This window comes from Burkholderia sp. 9779_493 (assembly GCF_015712215.1).
Taxonomy (GTDB): domain Bacteria; phylum Pseudomonadota; class Gammaproteobacteria; order Burkholderiales; family Burkholderiaceae; genus Burkholderia; species Burkholderia cenocepacia.
In genome coordinates, this window is record NZ_JACCQA010000004.1 from 149882 (window position 1) to 169690 (window position 19809).

Here is a 19809-nt window from a genome sequence, read left to right on the forward strand (position 1 = left end):
GTGTACGGAGGGCGCGAAGCGGGGACGGCTCACACTTTAAGAAACAATGTATTTTGGAATCCGCAAAAATCGAAAAAAGCGCGCAAACGGTTGCTCCGCAAGGGTTTGTGGCAGTGCAGCGAAATGAAATGGAACTCAGGACTACGTAACGGGCGTTGCGCGATTGCGACAGACGGTCAGCAACGGGCGGCGGCAGCTATAGCGCGATTATTGACACATCGGCAATAGAGGTTTGTGTGGAGCATGGATAATGAAAGGTAGTTCTCTCGTTATACTGCGATCTCTGCTTTCCGAAGCAGACTTTTTCGTTGACGGAAAAGATCTCCAAACCTTTGTCGGCGCGACTTCCCAGTCGCGCTTTTTTTTGCCCTGCTGCCCGGTGCGCTACTGCGTGTACGAGCGGCGCTTGCGCTTGCCCGCGGGCACGGCTTCTTCTGCCTCGATCGGCGGCGGCGTGTAGGTCCAGTCTTCCATCACGTAGTGACGGGCATCGAGAGGCGATGCGAGCAGGTTCTGCCAGTGATCGCCGTGCCACGTCATATCGAATTCGGTGTCGCACGGCGCTTCGCGCGCGGACTCGGCCAGGGCGCGGGACTTGCGACGTACGCGTCCGAGCCGGCTCGCGAAGCGCTTGATTCCGTCCAGCCACATGACCCTCTCCTTCCTTCCGGTGTTGATTCAGGATCGCAACGTCCCCGCATTTCTGCAACCCGGAAAAAACCCGAGGATTTTACCGAATCGATTTGTCCCCGGTAGGAATTTCACGCCCCGGATTATTGGCGATCCGGTCCCGGTAATATTGACAGGTTTTTGATGCGAATCAATTAATCAAAGGCGATGGTGTACCGATTCCAGTGCTATTAGCGTCTTTTCGATAAAACGGTCGCCAAAAATTTTCTTGACGCACCCGGATTGTCCAATTTATAAAGTCAGCACTCCGTCCTCGGGCGGCGTGCTGGTGCGGGTGCTGGCGCAATGTTTCGGGATTTCGGGTAACGGCTATAAAAATAGCTTTTTTGATCTTATCGAGTGGGGAACGAAGACATGGATACCGGTATCGTGAAATGGTTTAACGATGCTAAAGGTTTTGGCTTTATTACGTCGGACAATGGCGGTGAAGATTTGTTTGCGCACTTTTCCGAAATCCGGATGGACGGCTTCAAGACGCTGAAGGAAAACCAGCGTGTCTCGTTCGACGTCAAGGTCGGCCCGAAAGGCAAGCAGGCAGCGAATATCCAGGCGGTCTGACGCGCCACGCATCGCCGATCACGTCCGGCCCCCGCATCGCGGGGGCTTTTTGTTTTCCGGGGACGGAGCAAACCGGTCCGGGCTGGCCGCGAGTACGCCCGCCGGTGCATACTCACGGAAGCATCGTTTCCCAGTCTTTTCATGTCCGATTCCCGTCCGTCCGATCCCGCCAGCGAACAGCCGCTCGTCTTCGTCGACCTCGAAACCACCGGCGGCTCGTCCGCCGACCACCGCATCACCGAAATCGGCGTGGTCGAAATCGGACCGCTCGGCGTGTCGACGTGGACGAGTCTCGTCAATCCGGGGCAGGCGATCCCGCCGTTCATCCAGCAACTGACGGGCATCTCCGACGCGATGGTGCGCGACGCGCCGACGTTCGCGTCGCTCGCGCCGGCGTTGTTCGAGCGGCTCGACGGGAAGCTGTTCGTCGCGCACAACGCGAGCTTCGACCGCGGTTTCCTGCGCGCCGAGTTCGAGCGCGCCGGGCTGGCCTTCAATCCCGATGTGCTCTGCACGGTGCGGCTGTCGCGCGCGCTGTTTCCGCGCGAATCGCGGCACGGGCTCGATGCGCTGATCGAACGGCATGGGCTCGTTCCGGCCGCGCGCCACCGGGCGCTGGCCGATGCCGACCTGCTCTGGCAGTTCTGGCGCCAGTTGCACGAGATCGTGCCGCTCGAGCGGCTGCGCGACCAGATCGCGCGGACGACGCGTCACTTCCGTCTGGGCGGCGATCTGACCGAGGCGTGGCTGGATACCGCGCCGGCAGGGTGCGGCGCGTATGCGTTGTTCGGGGAGCGTGACGAAGCGCTGTATGTCGGCCGCAGCGTGCGCGTGCGGCAGCGGCTGCGTGCGCTGTTGACCGGCGAACGCCGGTCGTCGAAGGAAATGCGGCTGGCGCAGCAGGTGCGCCGTGTCGAATGGCGCGAGACCGGCAACGAGCTGGGGGCGATGCTCGCCGAAGCGCAATGGATTGCCCGGTTGCGCCCGTCGTACAACCGGCGCCCCACGGCCGACGCTACCCGCGCGGGTGGCGCGCCCTGGCCGTTCGAAGGCGCCGTCGCGTTCGAGGCGAACGGCGAGCGCCGCCTGTTTCATGTGATCGACGGCTGGTGCTATCTCGGTTCGGCGGAATCGCTCGATGCGGCCGCGCGGCTCGTGGCCGACGCGGCGGCCAGTGTGTTCGAACCCTTCACCCATCGCCTGCTGCAGACGCATCTCGCGCGCGGCCTGCAGGTGATTCCGCTCATGGCGCTCACGCCGGCGGATTGAGCGCCACGGCGCGTCAGCCGATCGCGCTGGCTCCGCCGGCGGAGCAGACGTGCGACAGCGCGGTATCGAGTGCCTGCGTCTGCGTGGAATCGTAGCGGGTGAGCGTCTTCCAGTTCGCGATGCTGCGCGCGAGCCGCGCCTGGCAATCGGGCGCCGCGCGTAGCGGGGCGACCTGCGCGAGACCGGTCAGCATTTTCTGCGTCAGCCGATCGAGCGCCGGCCGCGTGCTGGTCGCGAGATCGGGCGGTGTGCCTTCCGGCGGCCGCGTCGTGCGCCAGGTCGCGAACAGTGCATTCTGCACGTCCTTGCTCGCCGTGATCTGGTCCTCGAAGAACGTACGGGCGAACGCGGGATCGATGCCGGCCTGAACGGCGCGCTGTTCGACCGCCGTGAGCAGGGCCGCTTCGCGCGGCCGGTCCTCGATGGCCTTGTGATTCGCCCATTTCCAGCGCGCGACCGGTTCGGCGAGCGCGAGGCGCTGCGACGCGAGCGCCACGATGTTGGTGAGGGCGGTGTCGTCGCCGTCTGCCCGGGCGGGATGCGGAGACGAAAGGAGGGCGACGCCGAGCGCGGCGACAGCGAGGCTGGCACGAATGGCTTGCTTCATCGGAACGATCGGGAGACCCGGGCGGGCCGGACGTGGAAAACCAGAAGGATAGACGAAGACAGTCGCGCGGCGTAGCGTCGCGACAGGAGAATCAGCAGGCGAGCTGATCCGGCACCGTCAGGCTGTTGCGGCCCGGGTGCGAGGCGAATTGCGCGCGAAGCGCACGGATGAACCGCACGATAGCGATGATCGACACGTGGCGGTTACAGAACCGAACTGACGTTCACTTCGGCGAGTACAGCTTGTGCTGCTCGTCGAAGAATGCCCGAACGTGCTCGGGCAGCTCGGCGAGGAATTCCACGCCGACGGGTTCCGGATCCGGGCTCATCACTTGCTCGGGCGGTGGCATGCGAGTGGGTCTTTCGTCCATGATCGTTTCTCCAGCAGGTTCAATGATTATCAACCTCGCGCTCGGATTTATGCCAGCGGCGAATCGTTAGATTTTGTCTCTGTTGTATTAACGGCACATGCGTTCCGGCGCGCGGTGCGATGCCCGGTATTGCACGCTGCACGATCGGCAACAATCGGGCCGCTTGTTATACTTGCGCGCACTTTTTCCTGGACCGCGATGAGACGAACGACGCGATGGATCGGCCTCGTATGGCTGGCGCTGGTACTGAACGTACTGTCGCCCGTCGTCGGCTACGCGCGTCTCGCGTCGAGCGGCTCCGGCGCACTCACGCTCGAATTGTGCAGTGCAGCGGGCGCCCGTCAGGTCGTGCTCGCACAAGCGGGCGACGACCGCGACACGTCGTCGTTCGACCATGCCGGCGTCCCGCACTGCGTGTACTGCCCCGGCTTCGCGGCGAACGTCGCGCTGGGCACGAGCCTGCCCGCGATGCCGGGCTTCGTGCGGACGTTCGCGTATCGGGTGGCCGCGCCGGTCGTTCCCGATGTACCCCGCAAGGGCATCCGTCTCGCGCAGCCGCGCGCCCCGCCTGAAAACCTCCCGATCTGATTGATGTCGTCCGCGCGCCCTGGTGGCGCGCGAGCCGCCCGCGGCCCCGGTCCGCGCGTCGCGTCGTTCGTGCGCGGCTCGCGCACCCGTGTCCGGCGGCGTCCGATCACGTTTTCAGGAATTCACTCATGTCGTCTACCTTTGCCGCGCGGCCGTCGCGCTGCCGGCTCGCGCTCGCATGCGCGACCGCTTTCGCATGGCCGGCCGCTCACGCGGCTTCGACCGACGATGCACGCGCCGAGGCCGCCCGCGGCGGCGACGCCGATCGTTCCGCCATCGCCACGCCGGCTTCCGCCGGTGTCGCGGCATCGGCCACACCGGCCGGCGACACGCTGAGCGCCGTCAGCGTGACCGCGCAGCGGCAACCGGTCGACCCGGATACGCCGGCCGTCGTCACGTCGATCACCCGCGAGCAGATCGATGCGCACACCAACGTCACCACCGAGGACGCGCTGAAGTACGCGCCGAACCTGATGGTCCGCAAGCGCTACATCGGTGACCGCAACAGCATCTTCGCGGGCCGCGACTTCAACGAACTGCAGAGCGCGCGCGGGCTCGTCTATGCCGACGGCGTGCTGCTGTCGAACCTGCTCGGGTCGAGCTACGCGTACCCGCCGCGCTGGTCGCTGATTCCGCCCGACGACATCGCGCGCGTCGACGTGCTCTATGGCCCCTTTTCCGCGCTGTATCCGGGCAATTCGATCGGCTCGACCGTGCTGCTCACCACGCGCCGCCCGGAACAGCTCGAGGCGTCGCTGTCGACGCAGTTTTTCACGCAGCGCTACCACGACGGCTACGGCTTTGCCGATAGCCTCGGCGGCAATCATCAGACCGCGCGGATCGCGAACCGCGTCGGCCGGTTCTGGTTCGCGCTGTCGCTCGACCGGCTGGAGAACAACGGCCAGCCGATGCAGTATGCGAGCCCCGCTTCGGCCTACAACCCGAGGCTGGGCGCCGCCGTGCCCGTGACGGGCGCCGCGACCGACATCGGCCCCAACGGCAAGCCGCGGACCATCGTCGGCGCGCAGACGATCGAGCGGACCGAGCAGCTCAACGAGACGGTCCGGATGGGCTATGCGTTCACCGATCACGTCGATGCGACGCTGACGCTCGGGCATTGGGAGAACCATTACCGGCAGCACGGCGAGACCTTCCTGCGCGATGCGACGGGCAATCCGGTCTACGGCGGCAACGTGTCGATCGGCGGGCAGAACATGACCGTCGCGCCGAACGCGTTCGCGCCGCAGCGTGGCGACCAGGAGAACTGGCTGTACGCGCTCGGGCTGAACGGCCGGCTCGATTCCGGCTGGCGGTTGTCGGGCGTGGTATCCGCGTACGACGTGTCGCGCGACGTGCTGCGCGCGGCCTCGACCGTGCAGGGTGGGGCCGGCACGCTGTTCCAGGGCGACGGCACCGGCTGGCGCACGCTCGACCTGAAGGCCGAGGCGCCGGAAGTGAAAGGCCATACGTTCACGTTCGGCTATCACTACGACAACTACTTCCTGCGCAACGTCACGTACAACACCGCCGACTGGCTGGCCGGGCCGACCACGTCGCTCGCGAGCGTCTATCGTGGCGACACGCGCACGCAGGCGCTGTTCGGGCAGGACGCGTGGCGCTTCGCGCCGGGCTGGCTCGCGACGCTCGGGCTGCGCTACGAGCGCTGGGATGCGTACGGCGGCGCGCTCGGCAATGCGAAAGGCACGTTCGGCTATGCGGACCGGAGCGCGAATGCGCTGTCGCCGAAAGTCGCGCTGCAGTGGGACGCGACGGAAGTCTGGCGCTTCCGGCTGTCGTTCGCGACCGGCACGCGGTTTCCGACGGTCGGCGAGCTGTTCCAGGGCACGATTTCGAACAACGCGATCGTCAACAACAATCCGAACCTGCGGCCCGAAAAGGCGATCGACTGGGATTTCACGGCCGAACGCGACGTGGGCGTCGGCGTCGTGCGCGCCAGCGTGTTCCAGAGCGACCTGCGCGATTCGATCTACAGCCAGACGACGGCGTCGGGCGCGACGACCGTCACCAACATCTCGAACGTCGACCGCGTGCGCGTGCGTGGCGTCGAGCTCGCGTTCAGCGGCGAGAACGTCGGGCTGCGCGGGCTCAACCTCGACGCGAACGTGTCGGCGAGCAACGCGCAGATCCTTGCCGATGCCGCGAACCCGGCCTACGTCGGGTCGCGTTTCCCGCGCATTCCGCGCATGCGCGCGAACCTGCTCGCGTCGTATCGCTTCGACGAGCACTGGCTCGCGAGCGTCGGCGTGCGCTACTCGGGCCGCCAGTACAACACGCTCGACAACAGCGACGTGAATCCGGACGTCTACGGCGGCACGAGCTCGTTCACGGTCGTCGATCTGAAGGCACGCTACCGCTTCGATCGTCACTGGACCGCGTCGGCCGGCATCGACAACCTGACGGACCGCCGCTACTACACGTTCCACCCGTATCCGGGCCGCACTTTCTATGGAGAACTGAAATGGTCGCTGTGAGATCGTTCGCGGCGGGCTGCGCGCTGTGGCTCGCGGCGCTCTCGACCGCCGGCGCGCATGATGCGTCCAGCGTGCCGAAAGCCGCCGATCCGCACGCCGCGCACACGAGCATGCAGGCGACGCCCGCGCAGCAGAAGCAGCCGCTCGCGACGGGCGCCGCGTTCGATACGCGTCATCGGCTGTGGGTCGCATGGGTCGAAGGCGCGCATGTCGTCGTCGCGCATTCCGACGACGCCGGGCGCACGCTGTCCGCGCCCGTCACCGTCAATGCGATGCCCGAGCCGATCTACACGAGCGCCGAGAATCGCCCGAAGCTCGCGACGAGCCCGGACGGGCGCGCGGTGTACGTGTCGTGGTCGATGCCGCTCGATGCGCCGTACACCGGCATGGTGCGCTTCTCGCGCTCGCTCGACGGCGGCGCGACATGGAGCGTGCCCGTGACCGTGCATCGCGACCGGCAGGCGATCACGCACCGCTTCGACATGATGGCCGTCGATCCCGCCGGCAACATCGCGATCGCATGGATCGACAAGCGTGATCTCGTCGCGGCGAAGGCGGCCGGGCAGACGTACGAAGGCGCGGCCGTCTACTACGCGGTGTCACGCGACGGCGGCGCGTCGTTCGACCCCGAGCGCAAGGTGACCGACCACACCTGCGAATGCTGCCGGATCGCGATGGCGATCGATCCGGCCGGGCGCATCGAGGCCGTGTGGCGCAACGTGTTCCCGGGGCAGATCCGCGATCACGCGCTCGCGGTGCTGCCCGTATCGGCGTCCGAGCCGGTCCTGCCGATACGCGCGACGTTCTCGAACTGGCACGTCGAGGCGTGCCCCGAACACGGGCCGGCGCTCGCGATCACGCCGGACGGCACGCGACATGTGGCGTGGTTCGGCGTCGTCGACGGTCGCGCCGACGTGTTCTATTCGCGCATCGGCGCCGATGGCCAGCCGCGCGGTACACCGTGGGCATTCGGCGCGAATCCCGCGGTGCCCGGCGAGCAGGCGTCGCATGCGGCGCTCGTCGCGCACGGCGACGTCGTGTGGCTCGCTTGGAAGGCGTTCGACGGCGACACGATGCAGATCAAGCTGCGTCGGTCGGATGACCGCGGCGAGCACTGGTCGGCGCCGCGCGTGATCGCGTCGACGGCGGGCGCGAGCGACAACCCGCAATTGCTCGACGATGCGGGCCGCATCTACCTGTCGTGGCGCACGCGCAACGACGGCTATCGGCTGATCGCCGTGGAGGGAGTGCAATGAAGCGGCTGATGGCATGGCTCGGCATCGTGCTCGCGAGCCTGCCCGCATGGGCGGGCGGCGGTGCATTGCAGCCGTTGCGCGCGGCGGACGTCGCGCGCCTGTACGCGGCGGCGCGCGAGCGGCCGCTGGCGGTCGAGATCTGGTCGCTCGATTGCGGATACTGTCGCGAGAACGCCGCGCATCTGGTCGCGTGGCAGCGCCGTCATCCGGGCGTGCAGCTCGCGATGGTCGCGATGGATGCGTACGACGACAACGGTGCGGCGATCGCGCAGGCGCTGGCGCAGATGAATCTGCCGCCGCAGGTCGCGCAGTATGCGAACGCGGAGCCGATGCCCGAGCGGCTGCGAACGGCGCTCGATGCGGGATGGCGAGGGGAGATGCCGCGCACCGTGTGGATCGGGCGCGAGGGCGTGCGTGACGCGCGCAGCGGCTTGCTGACGGCCGACGTGCTCGACGGCTGGCTGCAGCACGCGAAGCGGTGACGCAGCGGGCGGCGCGCGGCGAACCGGCCGCGCGCCGGCCCGATGCGAAAACGCGCCCGAAGGCGCGTGGAGAGAAACGTCAGGCCGCTCGCCTGAATAGCCGGATCACGAACAGCAGGATCACCGCGCCGATGACCGCGACGATCACCGAACCGATGAAGCCGCTGCCGATGCTGATGCCGAGCAACCCGGCAAGCCAGCCGCCGATCACCGCGCCGACGATCCCGACGATGATGTCGACGATCAGCCCGAAGCCGCCGCCCTTCACGAGCAAGCCGGCAAGCCAGCCGGCGATCGCGCCGATGATGAGCCACATAATCAAGCCATGAGTCATGGTGGTCCTCTCCTTGGGTTGAGTCGAAATGACCGCGTACCGGCCGCCGCGCGCCGCAAGCTGGTTGAAAGCGGCTGCGACCGCCGCGCCGCCCACGCAATGTAACGCGATAGACGGGTCAGAATCGTTAAGTAATGTTATGCACCCTTAAGCAGATTTTCCAGGTGATTTGTCTGCGTACGGCACGATTCGTGCGCACGAGACGCATGGCGAAATGAATTTGTAAGAATCGGGTTGCCGCTGCGGCTCATCGGTCGAACGCGTTATCTCTCGTGCGTCGTCGTGGGCAGGGTGGCCTCCGGCAGTCCGTCGGCTGCGTCGGCGATCAGTCGCGCGACGGTCGCGGCATCGTCGATCGCCTCGATCGACAGCAGCGCCAAACGGGCGAGGAAGAGCGACGCATCGGCTTCACCGATCCGGGTCATCGTGTGGCACAGAGCGGTGTAGAGCGTGTCGCGTTCGGTGTCCGTCATCATGCGGTCTCCTGAAGATCGGTTTCGATCGAAGCGTGCGGATGGAGCGCGCGATCGAGTGCGGCGCTCACGTCGTCGGCCCGCGCATCGTGCCAGCGACCGAGCACGTGCCCGTCCGGACGCACGAGATAGACGGTGCCGTCGCGTGCGCCGTACATGTCGAACAGCCGCCCGTCGTCGTCGTGGCCGCGGCAGGCCGGATGCCGTACGGTCGCCGCATGCCGGGCGAGCGTGACGAGCGCGAACGGTATGTGCGCTGCCTGCAGGCGTGGCTCGAGCGCGGCGAGCGATGGATCGGGCACGCCGTCCGCCGTGAAGCAGAACGCGGTGAAGCGCGGCGCGACGAGATCGGTCAGGTGGCCGCGGTGCGTATCGTCGCCATGCGCCCCGTACAGCGTCAACGGACACTCGGGGAGCACCGTGCCGGGCGCCGGGCCGGCCGCGAAGGTGTCGCGTTCGGCCGTGTTGAGCGGCGACCTGGCATACGCGATGGCCGATGTCTGGCGCGGGTTGATCAGCGAACGCAGTGCCGGATGCCGCACCGCGAGCGTCAGCACGGCCTTGCGCATCAGCGCGAACGCAAACGACGGCGGCGCCATGAACTCGGTGCTCTTCGTGCCGTAGCGCAGGTTCTCGTGCGCCGCGAACACGCGCTCGTCCGAGTAGCTGTCGAGCAGCGCGTCCGACGCGATGCCGCGGATCACGTACGCGAGCTTCCACGCGACATTGTCGGCATCGTCGATACCCGAATTCGCGCCACGCACGCCGAAGATTGGCACGAGATGCGCGGCATCGCCGCAGAACAGCACGCGGTCGTGCCGGTAGCGTTCGAGCGTCAGCGCGTTCGCCTTGTAGATCGTGATCCAGATGGGCGACCACGCGCCGCGCTCGCCCATCATGTCGAGCAGGTCCTGCACGCGCGGGATCACGTTCTCCGGCTTCACGGCCGCTGCGGGATCCTCGTCGTCACGCAACTGGTAGTCGATCCGCCATACGTTGTCGGGCTGCTTGTGGACGAGCACGGTGGAGCCCGGATTCGACGACGGATCGAAGTAGGCCAGGCGTTCGGTCGGCCGGTCGCTGTCGAGCGCGATGTCGACGATCACGTAGCGGCCCTCGTAGGTCGTGCCGCGCAGCGACAGGCCGAGCGCGTCGCGCATCGTGCTGCGGCCGCCGTCGCACGCAACGACCCAGTCGGCATCGAATGCGTAGCCGCCGAGCGGCGTGTCGACGTCGATGCGCACACCGTCCGGCAGCCGCGTCACGCCGGTCACCTTCGTCTGCCAGCGGATCTCGATCAGGTCGGGCTGGCGCAGCGCGGCATCGAGCAGGAATTGTTCGATGTGATATTGCGCGAGATTCACCATCGGTGGCAGCTTCTGGTTCGCGTCCTGCGGCATCGTGAAATGCAGCACTTCGTCGCGCCGGTAGAAACTGCGGCCGCCGGTCCATGGGAGCCCCGTGCGCAGGAAATCGTCGAGCGCGCCGAGCCGCTCGACGATCTCGAGGCTGCGGCGCGAGATGCAGATGGCGCGGCTGCCGTGGCAGACCGAATCGTCGGCTTCGATCAGCACGCTGCGGATGCCGTGATTCGCGAGGCCGAGCGCGACGGCGAGGCCCACGGGGCCGCCGCCGACGATCGCGACGCGATGCCGGCGCGTGTCGATGCCGCCGTCACGCTCCGGCAGATGCGCGGGATGGCGCTCGGCGACGAACGGGTAGGGCTTGAAGTCGATATCCATCGTTGGCTTCCAGGGTGGTCCGGTTCGACGTGCCCGCATCGGTGAAGCGATGTGGGCAGCTGGTCGATCCAGTATGGAAGCCGGTCGTGCCGCCGTTGTCCCCATTTCGGGTACGGCGGCGGTCGCGCTACGCCCGGTGCGAGCCGACGCGTTTCAGGGCTGCATGCACAGCGCGAACAGTTCTCGCTGGCTCGAAATGCCGAGGCGCCGATACGCGCGTTTCTGATAGGTCACGACGCTCGACGCCTTTACGCCCATCGTCTCGCCGATGTCATGCGCGGTCTGGCCTTCGAGCACGCCGCGCAACACGTCGAGTTCGCGCTTCGACAATGCCGGGCACGCATGACGCAGTCGCGCGAGCATGCGTTGCGGGATGCCGATCTGCGCCGCGCCGGCCAGCGCGTAGTGATGCTTGGCGGCCTGCGCGATCAGCGGCGCGAGCGCCTCGATCGTCGCGATCTCGCGCGGCTGGAATGCGCCGCTGCGATGCGCGCGATACAGGTTGATCGACAGCCAGGTTGCATCGTCGGGCTGCATCAGCAACGCGAGCCGGTCGGATACGTCGGGGCCGCGATAGCACGCCGCGCGATACGCTTCGTGATCGATCTCGTCGCCGGCCTGCTGGTGCAGCAGCACGCCGTGCCGGTGCGTGCCGCGCCGGGCGGCCGAGACGATCGGCTGGTTGCCGTCGAGTGCGTAGAAGTGTCGCGCGTACGTGTCGGCGACGTCGCGCAGATAGCGGCCGCCGCGATGATCGGCGACGGACAGCGTGCGCGGGCGGTTGCCGAACTCGTACGCGAAGATCGTGCACTGCGTGATCGACAGTGCATCGTCGAACAGCCTCAGGATTTCGCCGGCGAACGCGTCGGGTTCGTTGCCGCCGATCGCGGCGACGAGGCGCGTCGCGCGGGACACGTCCAGTTGCGCGGAGAAAGTCGGTCGCTCGAGACGCCAGGTGCGCATGGTGCGGGGAGAGGGCGGAATGGTCCGGCGATTGTAATCGGCGGGACGCGGCGCGGGAGTCGGGAGATGCCCGCAAACGAGGGTGAGTCGGAAAGCGGACGGGCGCACGATTTCGGCGCCGGAAAATAGAAAAGGTCTGACAAGCGATGCTTGTCAGACCTTTATGTCTTGGTGCCGGAGATAGGAGTCGAACCTACGACCTTCGCATTACGAATGCGCTGCTCTACCAACTGAGCTACACCGGCAGCAGAGAAATGAAATTATATGGTGAAATCCGCGATCTTGGCAATAGGTTTTGCGAAATTTTTTCAGCTTGCTGCGGCTGCTTCGCGAAACCCTCGATCCGGCGGACTTTCCGCTTTCACTTCACTGCGATGCAACCCGTTAGGGCCACATCGCGAAGGCGCGATTGTACTGATGTCTCGCACCCTCGTCCAGTGCTGCAGTGCAATTATTTGGCTTCGTCGTGATAGCCGGTCACGCGCTCGACTTCGTTCTTCGAACCGAGGAACACGGGCACGCGCTGGTGCAGGCCGGTCGGCTGCACTTCCATGATGCGCTGCGTGCCGGTCGTCGCGGCGCCGCCTGCCTGTTCGACGATGAACGACATCGGGTTCGCTTCGTACATCAGGCGCAGCTTGCCCGGACGATCGGGCGTGCGCTTGTCGGCCGGGTACATGAAGATGCCGCCGCGATTCAGGATCCGGTGCACGTCGGCCACCATCGACGCGATCCAGCGCATGTTGAAGTTGTCGCCGCGCGGGCCGTCCTTGCCGGCGTTCAGCTCGTCGACGTAGCGCTTGACCGGGTCGTACCAGTGGCGCGCGTTCGATGCGTTGATCGCGTATTCGCGCGTGTCGGCCGGGATCTGCATGTTGCTCTGCGTGAGCACCCACGAGCCGACTTCGCGGTCGAGCGTGAAGCAGTTCACGCCGTTGCCGGTCGTCAGCACGAACACCGTCTGCGGGCCGTAGACGGCGTAGCCGGCCGCGACCTGCTGCGTGCCGGGTTGCAGGAACGATTCCTCGGTCGCCTGCTTGCCGTCCGGGCAGCGCAGCACCGAGAAGATCGTGCCGATCGACACGTTCACGTCGATGTTCGACGAGCCGTCGAGCGGATCGAACACGAGCAGGTATTCGCCGCGCGGGTAGTTCGCCGGGATCGGGAAGAACGTTTCCATTTCTTCCGACGCCATCGCGGCGAGGTTGCCACCCCATTCGTTCGCGTCGAGCAGGATTTCGTTCGACAGGATGTCGAGCTTCTTCTGCACTTCGCCCTGGACGTTCTCGCTGCCGGCGGTGCCGAGCGCTTCGCCGAGCGCGCCCTTCGACACGTTGTAGCTGATCGCCTTGCACGCGCGGGCGACGACTTCGATCAGCAGGCGCAGGTCGGCGGGGAGGTTGTTGGTCTCACGTTGCTGTTCGATCAGGAACTTCGACAGCGTGGTGCGGCGGGCAATGGACATGACAGACTCCGAAAGGCCAAAGAATCCTTGAATGGCCGCAATTTTACCCGTCGCGCCTCCGGTGCCGCCGGCTTTTTTCGTCCGGTTACATGGCCGGGTGCCCGAAGCTGCGCGGTATCGGGCGGCGACGCCGGGCGGGGTGCGCCTCGCCGCGGAGGCCGCCCGAGCGGTCCGACCCCACGAGCGCGTGCGGTTGCAGCCGTGCTCGTACGATAAAAAAGCCGGCGCCGCGTGAGGCGGCACCGGCTCGATCGCGCGGACGCGACAGGTCGAACGCGCAAGTTACGCGAGCGCCTTCTCGACGATCTCGCGCACGTCACGCGATTTCGCGCCGGCCGCGACCTGTTCGAGCGCTTCGCGCATCCGGTCGCGCAGCGCCGGCGTGAAGCGGCGCCACAGTTCGAGCGAGCGCGCGAGGCGTGCGGCGACCTGCGGGTTGATCGCGTCGAGCGCGAGCACCTGTTCGGCCCAGAACGCGTAGCCCGAACCGTCCGCCGCGTGGAATTGCGCGGGATTGGCCGCGCAGAAGCTGAAGATCAGCGAGCGCGCGCGGTTCGGATTCTTCAGATTGAACGCCGGGTGCGCGAGCAGCTTGCGCACCTTCGCGAGCGTCGGCTGCGCGGGCGTACCGCGTTGCGCCGCCTGCATCGCGAACCACTTGTCGATCACGAGCGCTTCCTTCTCGAAGCGGCGGTAGAAGTCGTCGAGCGCGTGCTCGGCCGGCCCGTTCGCGCCCGCGGCGGCCGCGGACAGCAGCGCGCCGAGCGCAGCCGCGCGATCGGTCATGTTGTTCGCCGCGTCGTACTGGGCCGTGGCGAGGCGTACCGCATCGGCCGGATCGTCGAGTTCGGCCAGATACGCGAGCGCGAGGTTCTTCAGCGCGCGGCGGCCCGACGCGTCCGGGGTCGGCTCGTAGGCGCCGGGCGTCTGGTGCTGCTCGTACGTAGCGAGCCAGTCGGCGCGCAGCGCGGTCGCGAGCTGGCGGCGCACGAACTGGCGCGCGCGATGCACGGCGGCCGGATCGGCCTCGGCCATCTGATCGGCGAGATAGGTTTCCGACGGCAGGGTCAGCGCGAGTTCGCGGAACGCCGGCGACAGGCTTTCATCGGTCAATACGCGGTGGAACGCGGCGACGAAGTTCTCGCCGAGCGTGAGCGGCGCGTTGGCGGCCGCCCGCGCGGCGAGCGTCAGCAGCGCGCGCGTCGCGAGGCGCTGGCCGGCCTCCCAGCGGTTGAACGGATCGCTGTCGTGCGCGAGCAGGAACGCGAGATCGTCGTCGCTGTAGTCGTACTCGACGATCACCGGCGACGAGAAGTTGCGCAGCAGCGACGGCAGCGGCGCTTCCGGCACGTCGACGAACGTGAAGGTCTGCTCGGTGTCGGTGAACTCCAGCACGCGCGTCGTGCCCGATGCAGCGGCTTCGCCGTCGAGACGCAGCGGCAGGTCACGGCCGTCGCGGCCGATCAGGCCGATCGCGAACGGGATCAGGAGCGGCCCCTGCTGCGTTTCGCGCGCGGCCGGCGACGCGTCGCCGTAGCCCTGCGCGAGCGTGACCGTATAGCGGCGTGCGGCCGCGTCGTACGCGGTGCGCACCGACACGCGCGGCGTGCCGGCCTGGCTGTACCAGCGCTCGAACTGCGCGAGGTCGCGTCCGTTCGCGTCGGCCATCGCGTGACGGAAGTCATCGCAGGTCACCGCGTGGCCGTCGTGGCGCTTGAAGTAGAGGTCCATCCCCTTGCGGAAGCCGTCGCGGCCGAACAGCGTCTGGTACATCCGCACGACTTCCGAGCCTTTCTCGTAGACCGTCATCGTGTAGAAGTTGTTGATCTCGACGTAGCTCTCCGGGCGCACCGGGTGCGCCATCGGGCCCGCGTCCTCCGCGAACTGCAGCTGGCGCAGCACGCGCACGTCCTCGATGCGCTTGACCGCGCGGGCCGCCGATTCGACCGCGTCGCCCGCGGCCATGTCGGCCGAGAACTCCTGGTCGCGGAACACCGTCAGGCCTTCCTTCAGGCTCAACTGGAACCAGTCGCGGCAGGTCACGCGGTTGCCGGTCCAGTTGTGGAAGTACTCGTGGCCGACCACCGACTCGATGTTCGCGAAATCGGTGTCGGTCGCGGTCTCGGGGTTCGCCAGCACGTACTTCGTGTTGAAGATGTTGAGCCCCTTGTTTTCCATCGCGCCCATGTTGAAGTCGCCGACCGCGACGATCATGAAGCGGTCGAGATCGAGCTCGAGGCCGAAGCGCTTTTCGTCCCAGCGGATCGAGTGGATCAGCGAATCCATCGCGTGACGCGTCTTGTCGAGATCGGCCGGTTCGACCCACGCCTGCAGCAGCTTTTCCTTGCCGGAGCCGGTGGTGATCGTTTCCTCGATCGCGACGAGCTTGCCCGCGACCAGCGCGAACAGATAGCTCGGCTTGCGGAACGGGTCTTCCCATTTCGCGAAGTGGCGGCCGTCGGGCAGGTCGCCCGAATCGACGAGGTTGCCGTTCGACAGCAGCACCGGGTACGCGGCCTTGTCGGCACGCAACGTGACGACGTACGACGCCATCACGTCGGGGCGGTCGAGGAAGTAGGTGATGCGGCGAAAGCCTTCGGCTTCGCACTGCGTGAAGAAGTTGCCGCTCGACACGTAGAGGCCCGACAGCGTCGTATTCTGGTCGGGGGCGCACGCGCTTTCGAGCGTCAGCTCGAACGTGTCGGGTACGTTCTCGACGGTCAGCCCGTGCTCGTGCGCGCGCACCGCGCCGTGCGGTGCGCCATCCAGCCGCGCGCCGAGGAATTCGAGCGCCTCGCCCATCAGTTCCAGGTGCGGCGCGGGCGCGGCATCCGGATTGCGGCGCACGCGCATCGTATTCCTGACGATCGTGCGGGCCGGCGCGAGATCGAATTCGAGTGCGACGGAATCGATGAGGAAGGCCGGCGGCGTGTAGTCGGCGCGGCGGATCACGGTGGAGGAGGCGTTGTCGGACATGGTCGTCGAGATCGGTGGAGTGGGGGACGGGCCCGTCGCGCGGGCCAGGCGAACCGGGCCATTGTACAAAGGCTTGCGGCTGCGTGTCGGGCGAACTTTTTACCGCTTCCGCCAGTCCGCGTATTATCGGCATCCCGTTGTGGTTCGCGCGGTGCGACGAACGGGTGACGGATCGACGAGGATCAACATGAAACGCGATTGGATTTTTCGCGGTGCGGGCTGGGCGGCGGCGCTGTGCGTCGCGCTGCTGACCGGCTGCACCAGCTACGTGACCACCCAGGTCACGGCCTTCTCCGACTGGAGCGGCAGCGACGCGACGCGCACCTATGCGTTCACGCGCACGGACGCGCAGAAGAACAGCATCGAGCAGTCGACCTACGAGCCGATCGTCGCGAACGAGCTGTCCGCGTACGCGTTCCGGCAGGTGCCGCAGTCGCAGGCCCGCTATCTCGTCGGGCTGACCTATGCGGTCGGCAGCGATCTCGTGACGGTGCCGCAGCCGGTCTACTACGATCCGTGGTTCGCGCCCGGGCCGTACTGGCGGCGCGGGCCGTGGAATCCCTGGGGCCCGTGGGGGCCCTGGGGGCCGATGCCGGCCGGCTATGTCGCGCAGACGTACCAGGTGTTCGACTACATGCTCGGTATCCGCATCACCGAGCGCGCGACCGGCAAGGAGGTCTACAACGTGTCCGCGCGCACGACCGGCGACAACGGCACGCTGCTGTACGCGATGCCGTTCCTCGCGCGCAGCGCGCTCGCCGATTTCCCGTTGTCGAACGGCGCGGTCCGCTCGGTTCGGCTGCCGGTCGACAAGCGCGGCGGGCCGGCGGCGCCGGCCGCCAACGAGCGCGCGGTGCCGCCGGCGCCCGCCTCGGGCGCGGCCGTCGCGAAGTAAAGCGGCATCCACTCCGGCGCGGCCGCCCGGCCGCGCCGGCCATCTACCTTTCCGTCAGACCCCGATACCCAGCAGCGCCAGCGCGCCGAGCACGACGAACAGCACGGCTGCGATCCCGTGTACGAGCTTCGTCGGCAGACGGTGCGCGAAGCGGTCGCCGAGCAGGATCGCCGGCACGTTCGCGAGCATCATCCCGAACGTCGTGCCGGCCACGACACCGATGTAGTCCTGGAAGCGCGCGGCCAGCGCGACGGTCGCGATCTGCGTCTTGTCGCCCATTTCCGCGAGGAAGAACGCGACGAGCGTCGCGCCGAACACGCCGAGCCGCGAGCGGGTCGCATTGGCTTCGTCCTCGTCGAGCTTGTCCGGTACGAGAATCCACAGCCCCATCGCGATGAACGAGAACGCGAGCGCCCAGCGCATGATCGACGGCGTGACGAGCGCGCCCAGCCATTCGCCGAGCGCGCCGGCGAAACCATGGTTGACGAGCGTCGCGACGAGCACGCCGAGAATGATCGGTACCGGCTTGCGATAGCGCGCGGCCAGCACGAGGGAAAGCAGTTGGGTCTTGTCGCCGATTTCAGCGAGGGCGACGGCGCCGGTGGAGATCAGGAAGGCTTGAGACACGAATGGGGTTCCGCGGGCCGTTGTTGTGCGTGCGAGCGACGATCCACCGCGCGCCGGGCCCTGATGCGGCGCGCAGTGAACCATCGGTCTCGCCAGGCCAACGTGGCTGCGTCCGCCATGGCCGAACGGCCAAGTCTGTTGACGGACGCCTCCGTCACGATGCGCGCCGGGGGCGCGGGACATCGAGCGGAGCGGCTACTCCCCAATGAGCGGCGCATTCTAGCACGGCGCGTTGCGCGCCGGAAAGCAGCCGGGCCGCCGTGCGGCGCACTGAAGCGGCTTCGATTGCCGACATGCACGGCGGCGAAGCTGCCGCGCGTGTCGGAACGTGCCGGCCGCGGGTCGTTACGCGGCGGCCGGGCGGCGCGCGGCGCCGCGTTCGTGCACGAGTTCGCCGGCCGCGTAGGTGCGGTATACCGCGCGGTCGTCGCCGAGCAGCGCGAACGCGAACAGCAGTTCCTCGAGCGACTCCGCGCGCTTCGTACGGCGCGCGAGCAGCGGCGTCGCCTGCGGATCGAGCACGACGAAGTCGGCTTCGGTGCGCGGCTTGAGCGTGCCGACCGTGTCGGCGAGGTCGAGCGCCTGCGCGGCGCCGGCCGTCGCGAGCCAGAACATCCGCGTGGCGGTCAGGTGGTGGCCCGACAGCCGCGCGACCTTGTGCGCCTCGTTCATCGTCTGCAGCATCGAGAACGACGTGCCGCCGCCGACGTCGGTCGCGAGCGTGACGGGCACGTCGTGTTCGCCGGCCTTGTCGAAGTCGAACAGCCCGCTGCCGAGGAAGAAGTTCGACGTCGGGCAGTGCGCGACGACGGTGCGCGTCTCGGCCATCCGGCGGCGATCCTCGTCGTCGAGGTGGATGCAGTGACCGTACACCGCGCGCGGACGCAGCAGCCCGTAGCGGTCGTAGATGTCGAGATAGCTGCGATGGCCGGGGAACAGCTCGGCCACCCATTTCACCTCGTCGACGTTTTCCGCGACGTGGCTCTGCACGAACACGTCCGGATGGCGGCGCGCGAGTTCGCCGCACGCCTCGAGCTGCGCCTCGGTCGACGTCGGCGCGAAGCGCGGCGTGAGCGCGTACATCTGGCGGCCCTTGCCGTGCCAGCGGTCGATCAGCTCGGCGCTGTCGTCATAGCCCGACTGCGCGGTGTCGCGCAGGAAGTCGGGGCAGTTGCGGTCCATCAGCACCTTGCCCGCGATCATCCGCAGGTCGCGCGCGTCGCTTGCGGCGAATAGCGCATCGGTCGATTGTTTGTGCACCGTGCAGTAGACGAGTGCGCTCGTCGTGCCGCACGCAAGCAGTTCGTCGACGAAGAAGTCGGCGACTTCGCGCGCATGCTCGGGGTCGCCGAACTGGCGCTCGGTCGGGAACGTGTACTTGTCGAGCCACGGCAACAGGCCCGGCGCCGGCGACGCGATCATGTCCGTCTGCGGATAGTGGATGTGCGTGTCGATGAAGCCGGGCACGATCAGCTTGTCGCGCAGGTCGTGGACCACCGCATCGCGCGCGAGCGTCGCGGCGAGCGCCGCATACGGGCCGGCCGCGACGACCTTGCCGTCGTCGACGATCAGGAGCCCGTCGGTCTCGTGGTTCGCGGCCTGGCTCGATTGCGCCGGGTCGCCGTTGAAGGTCAGCAGCTGGGAACGGAAAGCGGTTTGCGTCATGACGAATGGTCCTGCATCAAGGTAAGGCGAACAGAAGAAAGCGATCGGCGCAGCACGGCGGCGGGACGGTGCGTCGCGAGCGGCAGCGGCACGCGGCGTGCGGCGCGGCCGGCGGCGATGGCATGGGCGAACGTGGCGGCCGAAGCCGCCCGCAAGTGGTTGCCCGCGCACCTCGCGGCCGTTGCACCCGCATCCGGTGCGGCGGCGAACGGCACGGCAAGCCGCGACGGCCGGTGCGCACAAGCGCCGACACACGGCGCCGTCGCGCCGCATGCACGCAGCCCACCGGCCCGGGGCCAGGCCGAACCGGTGAGCGCGAAGCGGATGCCGTTGCCGTGTTTCATCTGTCTAGCGTTC

Annotated in this window: 19 protein-coding genes, 1 tRNA gene and 1 riboswitch; of the genes, 7 read left to right on the forward strand and 13 right to left on the reverse strand. The window is 67.3% G+C overall.

From position 1 onward, the window contains the following. Positions 1-384: 384 nt before the first annotated feature. Positions 385-651: a hypothetical protein gene (locus H0X95_RS05355; protein WP_006486644.1), complete on the reverse strand. Its 267-nt coding sequence runs from the start codon at positions 649-651 to the stop codon at positions 385-387. A 393-nt stretch (positions 652-1044) separates the two neighbouring features. Here H0X95_RS05355 and H0X95_RS05360 point away from each other — a divergent pair, with 393 nt between their 5' ends. Together H0X95_RS05360 and H0X95_RS05365 are read left to right on the forward strand one after the other, a co-directional pair. Next, on the forward strand, positions 1045-1248 hold the full coding sequence (locus H0X95_RS05360) for a cold-shock protein (RefSeq protein ID WP_006476615.1): 204 nt from the start codon (positions 1045-1047) through the stop codon (positions 1246-1248). Between the two features lie 141 nt (positions 1249-1389). Further along, positions 1390-2517: an exonuclease domain-containing protein gene (locus H0X95_RS05365; RefSeq protein WP_006496574.1), complete on the forward strand. Its 1128-nt coding sequence runs from the start codon at positions 1390-1392 to the stop codon at positions 2515-2517. Positions 2518-2530: 13 nt separating this feature from the next. Here the strand turns inward: H0X95_RS05365 and H0X95_RS05370 are convergent, their stop codons facing one another. After that, the gene (locus H0X95_RS05370) at positions 2531-3124 is read right to left on the reverse strand and encodes a chorismate mutase (RefSeq protein WP_006486628.1); all 594 of its coding nucleotides are present in this window, start codon (positions 3122-3124) and stop codon (positions 2531-2533) included. Positions 3125-3347: 223 nt separating this feature from the next. Beyond that, positions 3348-3494 carry a hypothetical protein gene (locus tag H0X95_RS05375; RefSeq protein ID WP_009690993.1) on the reverse strand — a complete coding sequence of 49 codons (147 nt, stop codon included), beginning with the start codon at positions 3492-3494 and terminating at the stop codon, positions 3348-3350. Positions 3495-3692: 198 nt separating this feature from the next. Here H0X95_RS05375 and H0X95_RS05380 point away from each other — a divergent pair, with 198 nt between their 5' ends. The 4 genes from H0X95_RS05380 to H0X95_RS05395 all read left to right on the forward strand — a co-directional run bounded on the left by H0X95_RS05380 (position 3693) and on the right by H0X95_RS05395 (position 8312). Further along, positions 3693-4082 carry a DUF2946 domain-containing protein gene (locus tag H0X95_RS05380; RefSeq protein WP_006486673.1) on the forward strand — a complete coding sequence of 130 codons (390 nt, stop codon included), beginning with the start codon at positions 3693-3695 and terminating at the stop codon, positions 4080-4082. Positions 4083-4210: 128 nt separating this feature from the next. Next, positions 4211-6574 (forward strand): TonB-dependent receptor, encoded by a 2364-nt coding sequence (locus H0X95_RS05385; protein WP_196445929.1) that lies wholly within the window; start codon positions 4211-4213, stop codon positions 6572-6574. Continuing rightward, the gene (locus H0X95_RS05390; protein WP_196445930.1) at positions 6562-7830 is read left to right on the forward strand and encodes a sialidase family protein; all 1269 of its coding nucleotides are present in this window, start codon (positions 6562-6564) and stop codon (positions 7828-7830) included. Before H0X95_RS05385 ends, H0X95_RS05390 begins: the two co-directional genes overlap by 13 nt. Then, positions 7827-8312, forward strand: coding sequence for a TlpA family protein disulfide reductase (locus H0X95_RS05395; RefSeq protein ID WP_058902076.1), 486 nt, complete (start codon positions 7827-7829; stop codon positions 8310-8312). The genes H0X95_RS05390 and H0X95_RS05395 overlap by 4 nt, the downstream gene beginning before the upstream one ends. A gap of 79 nt (positions 8313-8391) precedes the next feature. Here H0X95_RS05395 and H0X95_RS05400 read toward each other — a convergent pair whose 3' ends face one another. From H0X95_RS05400 to pepN, 7 genes are all read right to left on the reverse strand, one after another. Beyond that, entirely contained in the window at positions 8392-8646 is a 255-nt protein-coding gene (locus tag H0X95_RS05400; RefSeq protein WP_006476609.1) for a GlsB/YeaQ/YmgE family stress response membrane protein, read from the reverse strand. 263 nt (positions 8647-8909) lie between these two features. Beyond that, a complete protein-coding gene (locus tag H0X95_RS05405; protein ID WP_059721553.1) occupies positions 8910-9122 on the reverse strand; it encodes a hypothetical protein in 213 nt (70 codons plus the stop codon). Further along, positions 9119-10861, reverse strand: coding sequence for an FAD-dependent oxidoreductase (locus H0X95_RS05410; RefSeq protein WP_059721552.1), 1743 nt, complete (start codon positions 10859-10861; stop codon positions 9119-9121). Before H0X95_RS05410 ends, H0X95_RS05405 begins: the two co-directional genes overlap by 4 nt. Positions 10862-11014: 153 nt before the next feature. Next, on the reverse strand, positions 11015-11824 hold the full coding sequence (locus H0X95_RS05415; protein ID WP_006485728.1) for a helix-turn-helix transcriptional regulator: 810 nt from the start codon (positions 11822-11824) through the stop codon (positions 11015-11017). A gap of 169 nt (positions 11825-11993) precedes the next feature. Further along, positions 11994-12069: transfer RNA gene (locus H0X95_RS05420), tRNA-Thr, on the reverse strand. 206 nt (positions 12070-12275) lie between these two features. Next, positions 12276-13289, reverse strand: a complete 1014-nt coding sequence (locus H0X95_RS05425; RefSeq protein ID WP_006485729.1) for a class 1 fructose-bisphosphatase — start codon at positions 13287-13289, stop codon at positions 12276-12278. 282 nt (positions 13290-13571) lie between these two features. After that, entirely contained in the window at positions 13572-16265 is a 2694-nt protein-coding gene (gene pepN, locus H0X95_RS05430) for an aminopeptidase N (protein ID WP_196445931.1), read from the reverse strand. Between the two features lie 187 nt (positions 16266-16452). Here pepN and H0X95_RS05435 point away from each other — a divergent pair, with 187 nt between their 5' ends. After that, on the forward strand, positions 16453-17160 hold the full coding sequence (locus H0X95_RS05435) for a DUF4136 domain-containing protein (RefSeq protein WP_196445932.1): 708 nt from the start codon (positions 16453-16455) through the stop codon (positions 17158-17160). A 54-nt stretch (positions 17161-17214) separates the two neighbouring features. On the opposite strand, the gene H0X95_RS05440 is transcribed toward H0X95_RS05435, so the two are convergent. The 3 genes from H0X95_RS05440 to H0X95_RS05450 all read right to left on the reverse strand — a co-directional run bounded on the left by H0X95_RS05440 (position 17215) and on the right by H0X95_RS05450 (position 19796). Beyond that, complete coding sequence (locus tag H0X95_RS05440) at positions 17215-17787, reverse strand: TMEM165/GDT1 family protein (RefSeq protein WP_006482044.1); 573 nt, start codon at positions 17785-17787, stop codon at positions 17215-17217. Positions 17788-17881: 94 nt separating this feature from the next. Beyond that, positions 17882-18010, reverse strand: a riboswitch (yybP-ykoY riboswitch). Positions 18011-18132: 122 nt separating this feature from the next. Then, on the reverse strand, positions 18133-19452 hold the full coding sequence (gene guaD / locus H0X95_RS05445) for a guanine deaminase (protein ID WP_058902083.1): 1320 nt from the start codon (positions 19450-19452) through the stop codon (positions 18133-18135). Further along, positions 19449-19796: a hypothetical protein gene (locus tag H0X95_RS05450; protein WP_006496561.1), complete on the reverse strand. Its 348-nt coding sequence runs from the start codon at positions 19794-19796 to the stop codon at positions 19449-19451. The genes guaD and H0X95_RS05450 overlap by 4 nt, the downstream gene beginning before the upstream one ends. Positions 19797-19809: the final 13 nt, after the last annotated feature.

Bases quoted from the DNA above. Each gene is read 5' to 3' on its own strand.
- H0X95_RS05405 (WP_059721553.1), bottom strand. From the start codon at position 9,122: ATGATGACGGACACCGAACGCGACACGCTCTACACCGCTCTGTGCCAC.
- H0X95_RS05390 (WP_196445930.1), top strand. From the start codon at position 6,562: ATGGTCGCTGTGAGATCGTTCGCGGCGGGCTGCGCGCTGTGGCTCGCG.
- H0X95_RS05400 (WP_006476609.1), bottom strand. From the start codon at position 8,646: ATGACTCATGGCTTGATTATGTGGCTCATCATCGGCGCGATCGCCGGC.
- H0X95_RS05435 (WP_196445932.1), top strand. From the start codon at position 16,453: ATGAAACGCGATTGGATTTTTCGCGGTGCGGGCTGGGCGGCGGCGCTG.
- H0X95_RS05425 (WP_006485729.1), bottom strand. From the start codon at position 13,289: ATGTCCATTGCCCGCCGCACCACGCTGTCGAAGTTCCTGATCGAACAG.
- H0X95_RS05365 (WP_006496574.1), top strand. From the start codon at position 1,390: ATGTCCGATTCCCGTCCGTCCGATCCCGCCAGCGAACAGCCGCTCGTC.
- H0X95_RS05370 (WP_006486628.1), bottom strand. From the start codon at position 3,124: ATGAAGCAAGCCATTCGTGCCAGCCTCGCTGTCGCCGCGCTCGGCGTC.
- H0X95_RS05415 (WP_006485728.1), bottom strand. From the start codon at position 11,824: ATGCGCACCTGGCGTCTCGAGCGACCGACTTTCTCCGCGCAACTGGAC.
- H0X95_RS05450 (WP_006496561.1), bottom strand. From the start codon at position 19,796: ATGAAACACGGCAACGGCATCCGCTTCGCGCTCACCGGTTCGGCCTGG.
- H0X95_RS05375 (WP_009690993.1), bottom strand. From the start codon at position 3,494: ATGGACGAAAGACCCACTCGCATGCCACCGCCCGAGCAAGTGATGAGC.
- guaD (WP_058902083.1), bottom strand. From the start codon at position 19,452: ATGACGCAAACCGCTTTCCGTTCCCAGCTGCTGACCTTCAACGGCGAC.
- H0X95_RS05395 (WP_058902076.1), top strand. From the start codon at position 7,827: ATGAAGCGGCTGATGGCATGGCTCGGCATCGTGCTCGCGAGCCTGCCC.
- H0X95_RS05355 (WP_006486644.1), bottom strand. From the start codon at position 651: ATGTGGCTGGACGGAATCAAGCGCTTCGCGAGCCGGCTCGGACGCGTA.
- pepN (WP_196445931.1), bottom strand. From the start codon at position 16,265: ATGTCCGACAACGCCTCCTCCACCGTGATCCGCCGCGCCGACTACACG.
- H0X95_RS05360 (WP_006476615.1), top strand. From the start codon at position 1,045: ATGGATACCGGTATCGTGAAATGGTTTAACGATGCTAAAGGTTTTGGC.
- H0X95_RS05385 (WP_196445929.1), top strand. From the start codon at position 4,211: ATGTCGTCTACCTTTGCCGCGCGGCCGTCGCGCTGCCGGCTCGCGCTC.
- H0X95_RS05410 (WP_059721552.1), bottom strand. From the start codon at position 10,861: ATGGATATCGACTTCAAGCCCTACCCGTTCGTCGCCGAGCGCCATCCC.
- H0X95_RS05380 (WP_006486673.1), top strand. From the start codon at position 3,693: ATGAGACGAACGACGCGATGGATCGGCCTCGTATGGCTGGCGCTGGTA.